Origin of the sequence: Pseudomonas sp. SH10-3B, from assembly GCF_019891415.1 — a bacterium.
In the GTDB taxonomy this organism is placed as follows: domain Bacteria; phylum Pseudomonadota; class Gammaproteobacteria; order Pseudomonadales; family Pseudomonadaceae; genus Aquipseudomonas.
In genome coordinates this window covers 1-15,469 of sequence record NZ_JAFLXD010000002.1, presented here as the reverse complement: position 1 = coordinate 15,469, position 15,469 = coordinate 1, and the positions used below count along the sequence as shown (strand labels likewise).

The following is a 15,469-nucleotide window of genomic DNA, read 5'->3' as shown; positions in this document are numbered from 1 at the left end:
ATGTTTATTGGCCAGTTTTCATGCAGGAAAAGATGTAGACGAAAGATTTCAAGTTGTGTCAGTTTCGTGACGCCTTCAAAAGAGGCGAGTGATAGGACGATCTCGCCCGCGGGGTTCCTATCGATCAAAGACTGATGCACTTGCAAACAAGGAAGTACGTTTATGTCAAAAGTAAAAGACAAGGCTATCGTGTCGGCGGCGCAAGCCAGCACCGCTTACTCGCAAATCGATAGCTTCAGCCATCTGTATGACCGTGGCGGCAACCTCACGATCAATGGCAAACCCTCCTACACCGTTGACCAGGCCGCGACCCAGTTGCTGCGCGACGGCGCCGCGTACCGGGACTTTGATGGCAACGGCAAGATCGACCTGACCTACACCTTCCTGACGTCGGCGTCGTCGAGCACCATGAACAAACATGGTATCTCGGGCTTCAGCCAGTTCAACGCCCAGCAGAAAGCCCAGGCCGCCCTGGCCATGCAATCCTGGTCGGACGTGGCCAACGTCACCTTCACCGAGAAAGCCACCGGCGGTGACGGCCACATGACGTTTGGCAACTACAGCAGCGGCCAGGACGGCGCGGCAGCCTTCGCCTACCTGCCCGGCACCGGTGCAGGCTACGACGGCACTTCGTGGTACCTGACCAACAACAGCTACACGCCGAACAAGACCCCGGACCTGAACAACTATGGCCGGCAGACCCTGACCCACGAAATCGGCCACACCCTGGGCCTGGCTCACCCTGGCGACTACAACGCCGGCGAAGGCGCCCCGACCTACAAAGACGCGACCTATGGACAGGACACGCGCGGCTACAGCCTCATGAGCTACTGGAGCGAGAGCAACACCAACCAGAACTTCAGTAAAGGCGGGGTTGAGGCCTATGCCTCCGGCCCGCTGATCGACGACATCGCCGCGATCCAGAAGCTCTACGGTGCCAACTACAACACCCGTGCCGGCGACACCACCTACGGGTTCAACTCCAACACCGGGCGCGATTTCCTCAGCGCCACTTCCAACGCCGACAAGCTGGTGTTCTCGGTCTGGGACGGTGGCGGCAACGACACCCTGGACTTCTCCGGCTTCACCCAGAACCAGAAGATCAACCTCAATGAGGCTTCGTTCTCCGACGTTGGCGGCCTGGTGGGCAACGTTTCCATCGCCAAGGGCGTGACCGTCGAGAACGCGTTCGGCGGTGCGGGCAACGACCTGATCATCGGCAACAACGCGGCCAACGTGATCAAGGGTGGCGCCGGCAACGACCTCATCTACGGTGGCGGCGGCGCGGACCAACTGTGGGGCGGCGCGGGCAACGACACGTTTGTGTTCGGTGCCAGTTCCGATTCCAAGCCAGGGGCGGCGGACAAGATCTTTGACTTCACCTCGGGCTCCGACAAGATCGACCTCAGCGGCATCACCAAAGGGGCCGGCCTGACCTTCGTCAACGCCTTCACCGGGCATGCCGGCGATGCGGTGTTGAGCTACGCGGCAGGCACCAACCTGGGTACCCTGGCCGTCGACTTCTCCGGGCACGGCGTGGCGGATTTCCTCGTCACCACCGTCGGCCAGGCAGCGGTCAGCGACATCGTGGCATGATCCACGGGCGCGGCGCTCAAGCGCCGCGCCTCCCGGCTGGAGCTTACAGATGCAGCGTTTTTACAATGTGATCGCCTGCGTGTTGCAGGTGATGTTCGTGTCGGCAGGAGCCCACGCAATGGCGAGCAGTCTTGTTTTACCCACCAGCGCCCAACTGGCCGGGCACTGGCAGTTGCACCAGCAGGATCAGGCGTGCGCCCTCGACCTGCTGGAACAGGCCAATGCCCTGGGCGGCGATGTGGCCTGTGCCGCGCAATGGCTTGGTGACACTCCCCGGACGTGGTCGCCCACCCCGGACGGTATCTGGCTATTCAATGCCGAAGGCAGCGGGATCACCCACCTGAATCGTCAGAAAGAAGGTGAGTATCAGGCACGTACGAAGTCCGGCGCCGTGGTTGAACTAAAACGGGTGCCTTAGTTATTGCTATAACGCTATAACTCGATGTCATTAGTTGGCAGGCCGCTATAAAAGGACGGGCGGGCAACTTATGCGCGTAATTTGGTTCAAGGAAGATCAGAACATATGGCCAAGCCCCATGCAGTTGCGCCCTTATTCAAGGCGCTGGGTGAATACAAGAGCATCTTGATCAGCGTTGGCTGCTTCACGGCATTGATTAACCTGTTGATGCTGGTGCCGTCGATTTACATGCTGCAAGTGTATGACCGTGTGCTGTCCTCCCAGAATGAAACCACCCTGGTGATGTTGACGCTGATGGTCGTGGGCTTCTTTGCTTTTATTGGCCTGCTGGAAGTGATCCGCAGTTTTATCGTGATCCGTATTGGCAGCCAGTTGGAACGGCGTTTCAACTTGCGCGTGTACAAGGCCGCGTTCGAACGCAACCTGCAGCGCGGCCAGGGGCATGCCGGGCAATCCTTGGGCGACCTGACCCATATCCGTCAATTCATCACCGGACCGGCGCTGTTCGCGTTCTTCGATGCGCCGTGGTTTCCCATCTACCTGTTGGTGATTTTCCTCTTCAACGTCTGGCTCGGGGTGTTGGCCACGGCCGGCGCGTTGCTGTTGATCGGCCTTGCGTGCCTCAACGAATACCTGACGAAAAAGCCATTGGGCGAGGCCAGTGGTTTTTCCCAACAGTCGACGCAACTGGCCACCAGCCATTTGCACAACGCCGAAACCATCCAGGCCATGGGCATGCTCGGCGCGTTGCGCCACCGCTGGTTCGCCGTGCATTCGCAGTTCCTGGGTTTGCAGAACACAGCCAGTGATACCGGCTCGGTGATCACTTCTCTGAGCAAGTCCTTGCGCCTGTGCCTGCAATCCCTGGTGCTGGGCCTGGGCGCACTGTTGGTGATCAAGGGCGATATGACCGCCGGGATGATGATCGCGGGCTCGATCCTGATGGGGCGCGTACTCAGCCCCATCGACCAGTTGATTGCGGTCTGGAAGCAATGGAGTTCGGCCAAGCTGGCCTACCAGCGCCTGGACGAATTGCTGCGCGAGTTCCCGCCGGAAGTGGAGCAGATGAAATTACCGGTGCCCAAGGGCCAGGTCAGCTTTGAACAGGTCAGCGCGGGCCCGCCCGGCAAACGCATGCCCACCCTGCACCAGGTCAGCTTCAATCTCAGCGCCGGCGAAGTGCTGGGCGTGCTCGGCGCCTCGGGCTCCGGCAAATCCACCCTGGCCCGTGTGCTGGTGGGCGTGTGGCCGACCCTGGCTGGCACCGTGCGTTTGGATGGCGCGGACATCCATCGTTGGGACCGCGACGACCTCGGCCCGCACATCGGCTATCTGCCCCAGGACATCGAACTGTTCAGCGGCAGTATCGCCGACAACATCGCACGCTTTCGCGAGGCCGACCCCGAGTGGGTGGTGAAGGCTGCGCAACAAGCCGGCGTACACGAATTGATCCTGCGGCTGCCCCACGGTTACGACACGGTCCTGGGTGATAACGGGGGTGGCCTGTCCGGTGGCCAGAAACAACGGGTGGCCCTGGCGCGTGCGCTGTACGGCGGGCCGCGGCTGATCGTGCTGGACGAGCCCAACTCCAACCTCGACACCGTCGGCGAAGCTGCGCTGGCCAGTGCCATTGTGCAGATGAAGGCACAGGGCAGCAGTGTGGTGCTGGTGACCCATCGTTCTTCGGCCTTGGCCCAGGCCGACAAGTTGCTGGTGCTCAACGAAGGGCGTTTGCAGGCGTTCGGGCCGAGCCAGGATGTGCTGCGGGCGTTGTCCGGCCACCGGGACCCAGCGCCCCAAGGTAGGAGCGAGCTTGCTCGCGAAGGGCGTTAACGATGACACGCCCTGATTGGATACACGCGGTGACGCTGAGTTTTTCGCGAGCAAGCTCGCTCCTACAGGTTTTGCGTCAAGCAGTAAGGATGTCAGCATGATTCACGAACAACACGACGCCCGATTTTTCGTACGCATGGGCTGGCTCCTGACCGTGGTCGGTGCCGGTGGCTTTTTCCTCTGGGCCAGCCTGGCGCCCCTGGACCAGGGCATCCCGGTGCAGGGCACGGTGGTGGTCTCGGGCAAACGCAAGGCGGTGCAAACCTTCAGCCCTGGGGTGGTCAGTCGGATTCTGGTGAAGGAAGGGCAGTGGGTGAAGCAAGGCCAGCCGCTGTTCCGTCTCGACCAGACCCAGCACCAGGCCGACGTGCAGTCCCTGCAAGCCCAGTACCGCATGGCCTGGGCCAGCGTCGCGCGTTGGCAGAGCGAGCGCGACAATCAATCCTCGATCACCTTTCCCGCCGAGCTGAGCAGCAGCCCCGACCCGGCATTGGCGTTGGTATTGGAAGGCCAGCGCCAACTGTTCAGCAGCCGTCGCGAAGCCTTTGCCCGTGAACAGGCAGGCATCCGCGCAAATATCGAGGGCGCCACGGCGCAGCTCAACGGCATGCGCCGCGCCCGCAGCGACCTGACCGCCCAGGCCCAGTCCCTGCGCGAGCAATTGAGCAACCTGCAACCTTTGGCCGACAACGGCTATATCCCGCGCAACCGGTTGATGGAGTACCAACGCCAGCTGTCCCAGGTGCAACAGGACCTGGCGCAGAACACCGGCGAAAGCGGCCGGGTGGAACAGGGCATCCTTGAATCGCGCCTGAAATTGCAGCAGCACAGCGAGGAATACCAGAAGGAAGTGCGCAGCCAATTGGCCGACGCGCAATTGCGCAGCCTGACCCTGGAGCAGCAACTCACCTCGGCCGGCTTCGACTTGCAACACAGCGAGATCAACGCGCCGGCCGACGGCATTGCGGTCAACCTCAGCGTGCACACCGAGGGCGCCGTGGTGCGTGCCGGTGAAACCCTGCTGGAAATCGTGCCCCAGGGCACGCGCCTGGAAGTCGAAGGGCACTTGCCGGTGCACCTGGTGGACAAGGTCGGCACCCACCTGCCGGTGGATATTCTGTTCACCGCCTTCAACCAGAGCCGCACCCCGCGCGTGCCGGGGGAGGTCAGCCTGATCTCTGCCGACCAGATGCTCGATGAAAAAACCGGCGCGCCGTATTACGTGCTGCGCACCACCGTCAGCGAGGCGGCGCTGGAGACACTCCACGGCTTGGTGATCAAGCCAGGCATGCCCGCCGAGATGTTCGTGCGCACCGGCGAGCGTTCGTTGCTCAATTACCTGTTTAAGCCGTTGCTCGACCGCGCCGGCTCCGCGTTGACCGAGGAATGAGCATGAAACCTGTGTTCATCGCCTTGCTGTTGACCTGCGCAAATGCCCAGGCTGCCATGGGCCCGTTCGATGTGTACGAGCAGGCCCTGCGCAACGATCCGGTGTTTCTCGGCGCGATCAAGGAGCGCGACGCCGGCCTGGAAAACCGCACCATCGGCCGCGCGGGCCTGCTGCCCAAGCTGTCGTACAACTACAACAAGGGCCGCAATAACTCCCAGGCCACCTTGCCGGACGGGCGCGGTGGCAATTATCACGACGACCGCAACTACAACAGCTATGGCTCGACCTTCAGCCTGCAACAGCCACTGTTCGACTATGAGGCCTACGCCAACTACCGCAAAGGCGTGGCCCAAGCGCTGTTCGCCGATGAAAGCTTTCGCGACAAGAGCCAGGCCCTGCTGGTGCGGGTGCTGAGCTACTACACCCAGGCGCTGTTTGCCCAGGACCAGATCGACATCGCCCGCGCCAAGAAGAAGGCCTTCGAGCAGCAGTTCCAGCAGAACCGGCACCTGTTCCAGCAAGGCGAGGGCACCCGCACCGATATTCTCGAAGCCGAGTCGCGCTATGAGCTGGCCACCGCCGAAGAAATCCAGGCACTGGACGAACAGGACGCCTCGTTAAGAGAACTGGGCGCGTTGATCGGTGTGCAGAGCGTCAACATCCACGACCTGGCGCCGCTCAACCAGAGCTTTGCCGCGTTTACCTTGACCCCGGCCAACTACGACACCTGGCATGAACTGGCGATCAGCAACAACCCCACGCTCGCGTCCCAGCGCCAGGCCCTGGAAGTGGCGCGATATGAAGTCGAGCGCAACCGCGCCGGGCATCTGCCCAAGGTCACCGCGTATGCCAGCTCGCGTCAGCAGGAGTCCGACAGCGGCAACACCTACAACCAGCGTTACGACACCAACACCATCGGCGTGGAAGTCAGCCTGCCGCTGTACGCCGGTGGCGGCATCTCCGCGTCCACCCGCCAGGCCAGCCGAGCCATGGAACAGGCCGAGTACGAACTGGAAGGCAAGACCCGCGAGACCCTGATCGAGCTGCGTCGACAGTTCAGTGCCTGCCTGTCCGGTGTGAGCAAACTGCGCGCTTACCAAAAGGCCCTGACCTCGGCAGAAGCGCTGGTGGTGTCGACCAAGCAAAGCATCCTCGGTGGCGAGCGGGTCAACCTCGATGCGTTGAACGCCGAGCAACAGCTCTACAGCACGCGGCGTGACCTGGCCCAGGCGCGTTACGACTACCTGATGGCCTGGACCAAATTGCATTACTACGCCGGCAACCTGCGCGACACCGACCTGGCCAAGGTGGATGAGGCGTTCGGACCGGCACCGCATTGATTGGCTTTCTCGACAATTCCAACAACAGAGAGGCAAGACCATGGGCGTGTTTGACTATAAAAACCTCGGGGCCGAGGACTCCAAAGCGTTGTTCGCCGATGCCATGGCGATCACGCTGTATACCTACCACAACCTGGATAACGGCTTTGCCGTGGGCTACCAGCACAACGGCCTGGGGCTCGGTTTACCGGCCACGCTGGTCGGTGCTCTGCTGGGCAGCACGGATTCCCAGGGCGTGATTCCCGGCATTCCCTGGAACCCGGATTCGGAAAAAGCCGCCCTGGAAGCGGTGCAACAAGCCGGTTGGACACCCATCAGCGCAAGCGCCTTGGGCTATACCGGCAAGGTCGACGCCCGTGGCACGTTCTTCGGCGAAAAGGCCGGCTACACCACGGCCCAGGTCGAGGTACTGGGCAAGTACGATGACGCCGGCAAGTTGCTGGAAATCGGTATCGGTTTTCGCGGTACGTCGGGTCCTCGGGAAACGCTGATCAGCGACTCCATTGGCGACCTGGTCAGCGATCTGCTCGCGGCCTTGGGGCCCAAGGATTACGCCAAGAACTACGCCGGCGAAGCCTTTGGCGGCCTGCTCAAGAACGTCGCCGAGTACGCCAGTGCCCACGGCCTCAGCGGCCACGACGTAGTCGTCAGCGGCCACAGCCTGGGGGGCCTGGCTGTCAACAGCATGGCCGACTTGAGCAGCGGCAAATGGGCGGGGTTCTACAAGGATGCCAACTACGTGGCCTACGCCTCGCCGACCCAGAGCGCCGGCGACAAGGTGCTTAATATCGGCTATGAAAACGACCCGGTATTCCGTGCGCTGGACGGCTCATCCTTCAATTGGTCGTCATTGGGCGTGCATGACAACCCCCATGAATCGACCACCGACAATATCGTCAGCTTCAACGACCACTACGCCTCGACGCTGTGGAATGTGCTGCCGTTTTCCATCACCAACCTGCCGACCTGGATCTCGCATTTGCCCACGGGTTATGGCGATGGCATGACGCGCATTGTGGAATCCGGTTTCTATGAGCAGATGAGCCGCGACTCGACCATCATCGTGGCCAACCTGTCCGACCCCGCCCGGGCCACCACCTGGGTACAGGACCTCAACCGCAATGCCGAACCGCACAAGGGCAACACCTTCATCATTGGCAGCGACGGCAATGACCTGATCCAGGGCGGCAAGGGCGCGGACTTTATCGAGGGCGGCAAGGGCAATGACACCCTCCGCGACAGCAGCGGGCATAACACCTTTTTGTTCAGCGGGCAGTTTGGCCAGGACCGGATCATCGGCTATCAAGCGACGGACAAGCTGGTGTTCAAAGGGGTGGAGGGCAGCGTGGAATACCGCGAACACAGCGGCGACACCGTGATCAGCTTTGGCGGGGATTCGGTGACGTTGGTGGGGGTGGTTGGATTGTCGGGGGAGGGAATTGTTATCGCTTAAACCTGTGGGAGGGGGCTTGCTCCCGATAGCGGTGGTCAGGTCAGCAGAGATGTCGGCCGGAATACCGCCATCGGGGGCAAGCCCCCTCCCACATTTGATCGGTGTTGGCCGTTGTAAATTCAGTCTTCCTTGCGCACCGTGGCTACATCGTCGGCTTTGACCCGGACGCGCTTGCCGGCGATATCGGTGAACTCATAAAAACCGTCGGCGGTCTTGGTTTTTGGGGAGTCCTTGGTCAAATACTGCGTACCGTTTTGCAGTGTTACTACGGTTTGCGTCGCGCAACCGGCCAATACCAGAAAAGTGAGTGCAACCAGTGGCAGACCCAAATTCTTCATGTTCATAACCCTTACCGTTAACCCTGAAAAGTCCCGCGCCAAGGGCTGCGGGCCATAAATGTTACGCCATCGACTCCCCCATCTGATCACTTTTATACAAAAAGTTGCGTGCGCCATTTATCTATTACCGATTGCAACAGCGCATGGGTGGCGGCACTCTGTATGCATAACCAGTATTTGATCAATGCGTACCATGGCCAACCCCCTCGAAAACCCGCTCTATTACCTGCATAACTTCCGCCAGGTCCTGCATTGGCTGGGGCAACGCTATGCGGACCTGCTCGATGCGGACGAACAGCATTTCATTCAGCAATTCGACAGGTTGCCCCAAGCGTCCCAGGCGCTGTTGGTGCGCATGGTGATGCGCAAGGGCGTGCATTTTCGCGCGGGCAAACTCCGCTACCCAGAGATCGGGTGTACCCATGGGGCTGTGGGGCCCTTAAGACAATTGGGTTGGGTCGATGACCAATCCCCACTGGCGTTTGAGGTGTTGTTTGCGTTGCTGCAAAAAGGCGAAATCCTCAGCACCTTCAAACCCTGGATCGAGCAGCCCAGGGGCAAGAAGACCGACTGGCTTGAGGGCTTGGCGGCGCAGTTCACCGAAACCCGCAGCTTTGCCCAATGGTGTCCCGAGCTTGCCGAACCGCTGTACAGCCTCACTGTGATGGACTTGTGCGAGCGATTGCGCCTGATGTTCTTCGGCAACCTGCACCAGGACTGGTCGGAGTTCGTGCTGGCGGACCTCGGCATCTACACCTACGAAAAAGTCCAGTTCTGTGCCGAGTCCCGTGGCTTGCGCAGCCGTGACGACGTGCACGGCGTGCTGTTCCTGCACCAGTGCCAGCAAGCCTTTGAACGTGGTGAGGCGCTGCAGGATGTGCTGGCGCAAGTGGCCCTGCTGACCACCGACAACCCATGGTTGGAAAAACGCCGGGCCAAGCTGTTGTTCCAACTGGGTCAGTATTGCGAACGCAGCGCCGAATTGGCTTTGGCGGCGCAGATCTATCGCACCTGCGCCTACCCCGGCGCCCGCGCGCGACTGATTCGCGTGCTGGAACGCCAGGAGGACTACGCCCAGGCCATGGCCCTGGCGAGCATCGCGCAACAGTTACCGGAAAGTGCCGCCGAACAGCAACACCTGTTGCGCGTCATGCCACGTCTGCGGCGCAAGCTGGGTGAACCCCGGCTGCCCACTCTCAAGCCCCGGGAAGTCCCGCGCCTGGACCTTGAACTGGCACTGCCTGAACCCCTGATGTCGGTGGAGTACTGCGTCCAGGCCCACCTCAGCGAACCGGATGCGCCGGTGCACTACGTCGAAAACGGCCTGATCAATTCGCTGTTTGGCCTGCTGTGCTGGGAGGTGATCTTCGCGCCGCTGCCGGGGGCGTTTTTCCACCCGTTCCAGCGGGGGCCGGCGGACCTGCACAGCGAAGACTTCCACCAACGCCGTGCGCCGCTGTTCGCCGCGTGCCTGGAGCAACTGCAGGATGATCGCTACAAGGCCACGATCCGCCAACGCTACGCGGAAAAATGGGGGATCCAATCACCCTTCGTCTTCTGGAACCTGCTCAGTGAAGAACTGCTGGAACAGGCGTTGCACTGCTTGCCCGCCGAACACCTGCGCTACTGGTTCGAACGCCTGCTGCTGGACATCCGCGCCAACCGCGCCGGCATGCCGGACCTGATCCAGTTCTGGCCCGCCGAAAAAACCTACCGCATGATCGAAGTCAAAGGCCCCGGCGACCGCTTGCAAGACAACCAACTGCGCTGGTTGGCGTTCTGTGGCGAGTACCAGATGCCAGTGACGGTCTGTTACGTGCGTTGGGCGGAGCAGCCCGCTTGAGCTACAGCGTGGCCGTGCGGGCACTGTGCGAGTTCACGGCCAAGGTCGGCGACCTGGACCTGCGCTTTACCCCATCGCCGAGTGCCCAGGAAGGCATTGTCGGCCACCGTACCGTGGCCTCACGCCGCAGTGCGCACTACCAGAACGAAGTGGCCCTGGAAGGTGAGTACCAACAACTCAAGGTACGGGGCAGGGCAGACGGCTACGACCCGGACGCCAACCGCCTGGAAGAAGTGAAGACCTATCGCGGCGACCTCGATGCCCAGCCCGCCAACCACCGGCAACTGCATTGGGCCCAGGTCAAGGTGTATGGCTGGCTGATGTGCCAGAAGCTCGGGCTGACGGAAATCGACCTGGCGCTGGTGTATTTCGACATCGTCGGCGAGGGCGAGACCCTGCTCGATCAACGCTTCCAGGCGTCTGAGCTGGAAGGGTTCTTCAACCAGCAATGCGCACTGTTTCTGGGCTGGGCTCGCCAGGAAATGCAGCACCGCGAAGCGCGCAACACGGCGGCGCAAACCCTGGGGTTCCCCCATGCCGACTTTCGTCCCGGCCAACGCGCGTTGGCCGAGTCGGTGTACAAGGCCGTCAGCACCGGTCGTTGCCTGATGGCCCAGGCACCCACCGGCATCGGCAAGACCATCGGTACGATCTTCCCGCTGCTCAAGGCCTTGGCGCCCCAGCAACTGGACAAGGTGTTTTTCCTCACCGCCAAGACTCCCGGTCGCAAACTGGCCCTGGATGCGGCCAAGGTACTGCACGCCAGCAGCGACTTGCCCCTGCGCGTCCTTGAACTGGTCGCGCGGGACAAAGCCTGCGAACACCTGGACAAAGCCTGCCACGGCGACTCCTGCCCGTTGGCCAAAGGCTTCTACGACCGCCTGCCCGCCGCACGCATCGCCGCGTCCAAGGTGCGCCTGCTCGACCAGCGCAACCTGCGCGATGTCGCCCTCGCTCACGGGGTATGCCCTTATTACCTGAGCCAGGAAATGGCGCGCTGGGCCGACCTGGTGGTCGCCGACTACAACTACTATTTCGACTTCGGCGCCATGCTCTTTGGCCTGGCCCAGCTCAACCAATGGCGCGCTGCCGTACTGGTGGACGAAGCCCACAACCTGGTCGAGCGCGCCCGCTCGATGTACAGCGCCAGCCTCGACCAATACAGCCTCAAGACCCTGCGCGACACCGCGCCCGAGCCGCTGAAGAAACCCCTGCAGCGCCTCAACCGTGAATGGAACGCCTTGCACAAGGACCAGCTCGCGCCGTACCAGGCTTACACCGTGCGCCCGGACAAACTGCTCCAGGCCCTGAGCCTGTGCACCAGCGCCCTCGGCGATTACTTCAACGACCATCCCGAAGCCCTCAGCGGCGACCTGCAAGCCTTCTACTTCGAGGCCCTGCAATTTGCCAAAGTCGCCGAACTGTTCAACGAACACTTCATCTTCGACATCAGCAAGCGCCAGCTCGGCGGCAAACGCAGCAGCTCAACCCTGTGCCTGCGCAACGTGGTGCCCGCCGAGTTCATTCGACCGCGCTTGACGGCAGCCCGCAGCAGCGTGTTGTTTTCCGCCACATTGAGCCCACGCCACTACTACGCCGACCTGCTCGGGCTGCCGACGGACACAGCTTGGGTCGATGTGGAATCGCCGTTCAAGGCCGAGCAACTGCAGGTACGCATTGTCGACGCAATCTCCACCCGTTTCGTGCATCGCCAAGCCTCGCTGGCGCCGATTGTCGAGCTGATCGCCCGCCAGTTCGCCCTGCAACCGGGTAACTACCTGGCGTTTTTCTCAAGCTTTGATTACTTGCAACAGGTGGCGCAACTGCTCGCCGAAACACACCCGCAGATCCCGTTGTGGCACCAGTCGCGGGGCATGGCCGAGGCCGAACGCCAAGGGTTTCTCGACCAATTTACCGAACATAGCCAAGGCATCGGCTTTGCCGTGCTGGGCGGCGCGTTTGGCGAGGGCATCGACTTGCCAGGTGCACGCCTGATCGGCGCATTTATCGCCACCCTGGGCTTGCCGCAACTCAACCCGGTCAACGAGCAGATAAAACTGCGCATGGCAGCGATTTTTGGCGCCGGCTACGACTACACCTACCTGTACCCCGGTGTTCAAAAGGTCGTGCAGGCGGCGGGGAGGGTGATCCGCAGCCAGCACGACCGGGGGGTGGTGATGTTGATGGATGATCGGTTTGGGGAGGCGCGGGTCCGTCAGTTGTTGCCGCGCTGGTGGGCAGTAGATCGAGTTATTCCCACCATCAATGATGCTGGTTCTTGCACAACGGATCCCGCAGGCTAGGCAAAACTTTCAGCGAGGCCCCACCAATGAGCCAACTGACCGTGCAAAAGATCCCTGTAAACGGTATTGAACTGTGCGTACATGTCGCGGGACCGGAACAGGGCCAGCCCATCTGGCTGCTCCACGGGTTTCCCGAATGCTGGCACTCCTGGCGTGAGCAGATTCCCGCGCTGGCCGTCGCAGGCTACCGGGTATTTGCCCCTGAAATGCGCGGCTACGGCCAATCAAGCGCACCCACCGAGATCGCCGACTACGCCTTGCTGACCTTATGCGCCGATGTTCAGCAGGCCATGGACCATTTCGGGCATGAACAGGTCGTGATGGTCGGGCATGACTGGGGCGCCGTGGTGGCCTGGCACTTGGCGTTGCTGGAGCCTGAACGCATCACTCGGCTGATCACCATGTCCGTGCCGTTTGCCGGGCGTGCCCGTCGGCCGGTGATCGAAATCATGCGTGAGCTGTATGCTGAACACTTCAACTACATCGTGTATTTCCAGGCGCCCGGTGTGGCCGAGCGGGAATTGAACGCCGATATCGAACGGACCCTGCGACTGTTCATGCAGGAACAGGACGTGTTTTTACAGCAGAAACCTGCGGGCGCCAGGCTGTTTGACGGCATGGCCACACCAGGCTCGCTACCGACCTGGTGCGGTCAGGAAGACCTGAATCTGTATATACAAACCTTTGCTGTCCACGGCTTTCGGGGCCCCTTGAACTGGTACCGCAATTTCGAACGCAATTGGCAAGGCACCGAATTCCTCAAGGGCAAGCAGGTGCTGCAACCCACACTCTTTCTGATTGGCGACCGCGACCCGGTGGGAGTGTTTGAAGCTCACACACTCAAGCGCATGCCCGAATGGGTGCCTGAGCTGGAACACCACACTCTGGCCAACTGCGGTCACTGGATCCAGAACGAGCAGGCGCAGCGGGTTAATGCGCATATGCTCGCCTTTTTAGGAAAACCCCGCTCACTCAACTGATGGTCAACGCTCGCCGCAGGGATTCGTTCAGGTCGACTGCGCGCGCGCGGGTAAACCCGGTCCCCGAGATCACGTAATACAGTTCCGGCTGGTAGCCTTTGAACCGTTGCAACTGCTCGCGGTAGATCAGGCGTTTGACCGGGGCACCTGCCGGCCAGGATTGGCCGACTGCGCGTGTTTCGATATGGACGATGATGTCGTTCACAGACTTCACATAGCGCAGGATCAGCGAAATTTTGTCGTTTGGCTGGCGCCACGCGTAGTAAGGACAGTTGACCACTATATGTTCAGGGTCATCGGTAATCTGATCGTTGGGGTAGCCTTCAACCTCGGGGGCTTCCAGGCGGACAATACTGCCTCTGACGTCAGCATGGGTTGTCTTGGAATAGATCTCGAAGGGGGCCGTGGACCTGCGCAAAACGAAACTGACCTGTATCCGGCCTCCCGCGGCGGCGCGGACATCGAGGTAGTCGAAGAATGCTGAATACGGCCTGCCAGCCGTTTCGATAGGGACAAACCTGTGAACCACGATCACACCGCCTTTTGGCGGATAGGCGCGGAATATCACATCATAGATATCCCCACGGCGCCCGATACTGGAAGGCGTGAACATTTGCACTTCCAGGGGTTGCTGATTGAGAACCTCCAGGTCGACGTAGCCAATGGGCCCGGCGTTCAGAAGCGCGGGACCGTCATAGCGAGTCACGTCCAGGTTGACCGAGACAGTCACGCTCGCCGAGCTTGGCGTTGAAATGTTCCCCACCAGATCGAGGACTTCCAGCCACACAATCTGGCGATCACTGTCGCCGGCGTCGACAATGTCCTGGTAGGTCACGGTAATGACGGTCGGCTTCAGAGGATCGACGACAGGAGTGGTAATGATGCTTGAGCCCCAATGGACAATGCAGGAGTCGCCTGGATGCGCATTCGGGTAGGGCTGCAGCGTGATCTTCACCCCGCTGGAGGCATTGCCGGGGACAATCACGCTTTCCGACACGCTGAATTTCAGTCCTGAATGCCCATCCTCGATTTGATCGTTGTCTTCACCTGCCGGCAGGTCGGTTTTGACCATGACTCGCAGTGGGTAAGACCGTTCGCGGTCCGGTCCCCCGCTGTAGTGAACAACATAAACCAGGGCGTGAGGACCATCGGGTAGGAACTTCCGGTCCACGGAAAAAAAGTAGAAATTATAGTTTTCTTCACCTTCAGCCAGCGTCTTCATGGCAAACACTTCCACCGCTCCGCCGTCCAGCAGCCTTCCTACGGTGATGATATCGCCCGGTTTTGCTTGCCAGTTTTTGTCTACTTGGATCGTCAGGCCGGAGATAAACAGCCATTGCGGGATACCGGCGTCGTAGCCTTCGACGTATTCACTCATGCCGGGGATGTATAACCGATCCAGGCTCTCTGGGTTGCCCTTTTCCTCCATCTCCAGAACGTATGGCACAGAGGCCGGTGTCTTTGGCTTGGCGGGAGACTTAGGTTTGGTCGGAGACTTAGGTCCTGCGCCAGTCTTTGTTTTAGTCGGCGAGCTTGAGGCTGATGGTTTTTTGGCTGGCATGATCGCTCTCCTGAATGACGACGTTGCACTGGTAGCCCGTGTTGTGTTCGTCATAAGACACCTGAACCCCGGCCTTGGCTACTGTCAGAATTAACAGGTGCCGATCGCAACCTGAGCTGGCGCCGTGATCGCCAACAGAACCCCAATACCATTCGTCACCACCTGTTAATTCTGACAGTAGCCAATCAATCTCTTCAGGCGTTTGATAGGGGAAACCTCTAGTCGAACGCGGAAGGACTGTCGCCATGGCCAAGAAAAAAACCTCTCCAAAGGCGCTGTTGCCGCCCATTTACGTACCGCTTCTTGAACCGCCTGTCGACGGTGATACCGAGGGCGCGCATGGGGGGATTGGCCTGCGGCATACAGAAAGCGACTTGGTCGTTTACCTGCATAACCCGAAAGACGGTGTCAGCC

At 60.7% G+C, this 15,469-nt stretch carries 12 protein-coding genes; 9 read left to right on the top strand and 3 right to left on the bottom strand.

All coding sequences use genetic code 11. The features are described 5' to 3' along the window. Positions 1-162: 162 nt before the first annotated feature. The 6 genes from J1G35_RS02090 (at position 163) to J1G35_RS02065 (ending at position 8,030) form a co-directional block, all read left to right on the top strand. A complete protein-coding gene (locus J1G35_RS02090; RefSeq protein WP_223013145.1) occupies positions 163-1,596 on the top strand; it encodes a serralysin family metalloprotease in 1,434 nt (477 codons plus the stop codon). 49 nt (positions 1,597-1,645) lie between these two features. Then, positions 1,646-2,014, top strand: coding sequence for a protease inhibitor Inh/omp19 family protein (locus J1G35_RS02085; protein WP_053135984.1), 369 nt, complete (start codon positions 1,646-1,648; stop codon positions 2,012-2,014). Positions 2,015-2,119: 105 nt separating this feature from the next. After that, positions 2,120-3,847, top strand: a complete 1,728-nt coding sequence (locus J1G35_RS02080; RefSeq protein ID WP_223013143.1) for a type I secretion system permease/ATPase — start codon at positions 2,120-2,122, stop codon at positions 3,845-3,847. Between the two features lie 97 nt (positions 3,848-3,944). After that, positions 3,945-5,237 (top strand): HlyD family type I secretion periplasmic adaptor subunit, encoded by a 1,293-nt coding sequence (locus J1G35_RS02075; RefSeq protein WP_053135979.1) that lies wholly within the window; start codon positions 3,945-3,947, stop codon positions 5,235-5,237. Between the two features lie 2 nt (positions 5,238-5,239). Further along, the gene (locus J1G35_RS02070) at positions 5,240-6,577 is read left to right on the top strand and encodes a TolC family outer membrane protein (RefSeq protein WP_115487366.1); all 1,338 of its coding nucleotides are present in this window, start codon (positions 5,240-5,242) and stop codon (positions 6,575-6,577) included. Between the two features lie 40 nt (positions 6,578-6,617). Next, on the top strand, positions 6,618-8,030 hold the full coding sequence (locus J1G35_RS02065) for a lipase (RefSeq protein ID WP_223013141.1): 1,413 nt from the start codon (positions 6,618-6,620) through the stop codon (positions 8,028-8,030). Between the two features lie 119 nt (positions 8,031-8,149). Here the strand turns inward: J1G35_RS02065 and J1G35_RS02060 are convergent, their stop codons facing one another. Further along, complete coding sequence (locus J1G35_RS02060) at positions 8,150-8,374, bottom strand: YgdI/YgdR family lipoprotein (RefSeq protein WP_053135971.1); 225 nt, start codon at positions 8,372-8,374, stop codon at positions 8,150-8,152. A gap of 187 nt (positions 8,375-8,561) precedes the next feature. Between J1G35_RS02060 and J1G35_RS02055 the strand changes: the two genes are divergently transcribed. From J1G35_RS02055 to J1G35_RS02045, 3 genes are read left to right on the top strand one after another with little or no spacing between them, the layout of a single operon-like run. Beyond that, a complete protein-coding gene (locus J1G35_RS02055; RefSeq protein ID WP_223013139.1) occupies positions 8,562-10,211 on the top strand; it encodes a VRR-NUC domain-containing protein in 1,650 nt (549 codons plus the stop codon). After that, positions 10,208-12,514, top strand: coding sequence for an ATP-dependent DNA helicase (locus J1G35_RS02050; protein ID WP_223013138.1), 2,307 nt, complete (start codon positions 10,208-10,210; stop codon positions 12,512-12,514). The genes J1G35_RS02055 and J1G35_RS02050 overlap by 4 nt, the downstream gene beginning before the upstream one ends. A gap of 26 nt (positions 12,515-12,540) precedes the next feature. Next, positions 12,541-13,494: an alpha/beta hydrolase gene (locus J1G35_RS02045; RefSeq protein WP_223013136.1), complete on the top strand. Its 954-nt coding sequence runs from the start codon at positions 12,541-12,543 to the stop codon at positions 13,492-13,494. Here J1G35_RS02045 and J1G35_RS02040 read toward each other — a convergent pair. Together J1G35_RS02040 and J1G35_RS02035 are read right to left on the bottom strand one after the other, a co-directional pair. Next, the gene (locus tag J1G35_RS02040; RefSeq protein ID WP_223013134.1) at positions 13,487-15,055 is read right to left on the bottom strand and encodes a hypothetical protein; all 1,569 of its coding nucleotides are present in this window, start codon (positions 15,053-15,055) and stop codon (positions 13,487-13,489) included. The two genes, J1G35_RS02045 and J1G35_RS02040, sit on opposite strands and share 8 nt — an antisense overlap. Next, positions 15,015-15,302 (bottom strand): hypothetical protein, encoded by a 288-nt coding sequence (locus J1G35_RS02035; protein WP_223013133.1) that lies wholly within the window; start codon positions 15,300-15,302, stop codon positions 15,015-15,017. The genes J1G35_RS02040 and J1G35_RS02035 overlap by 41 nt, the downstream gene beginning before the upstream one ends. Between the last annotated feature and the right edge of the window lie 167 nt (positions 15,303-15,469).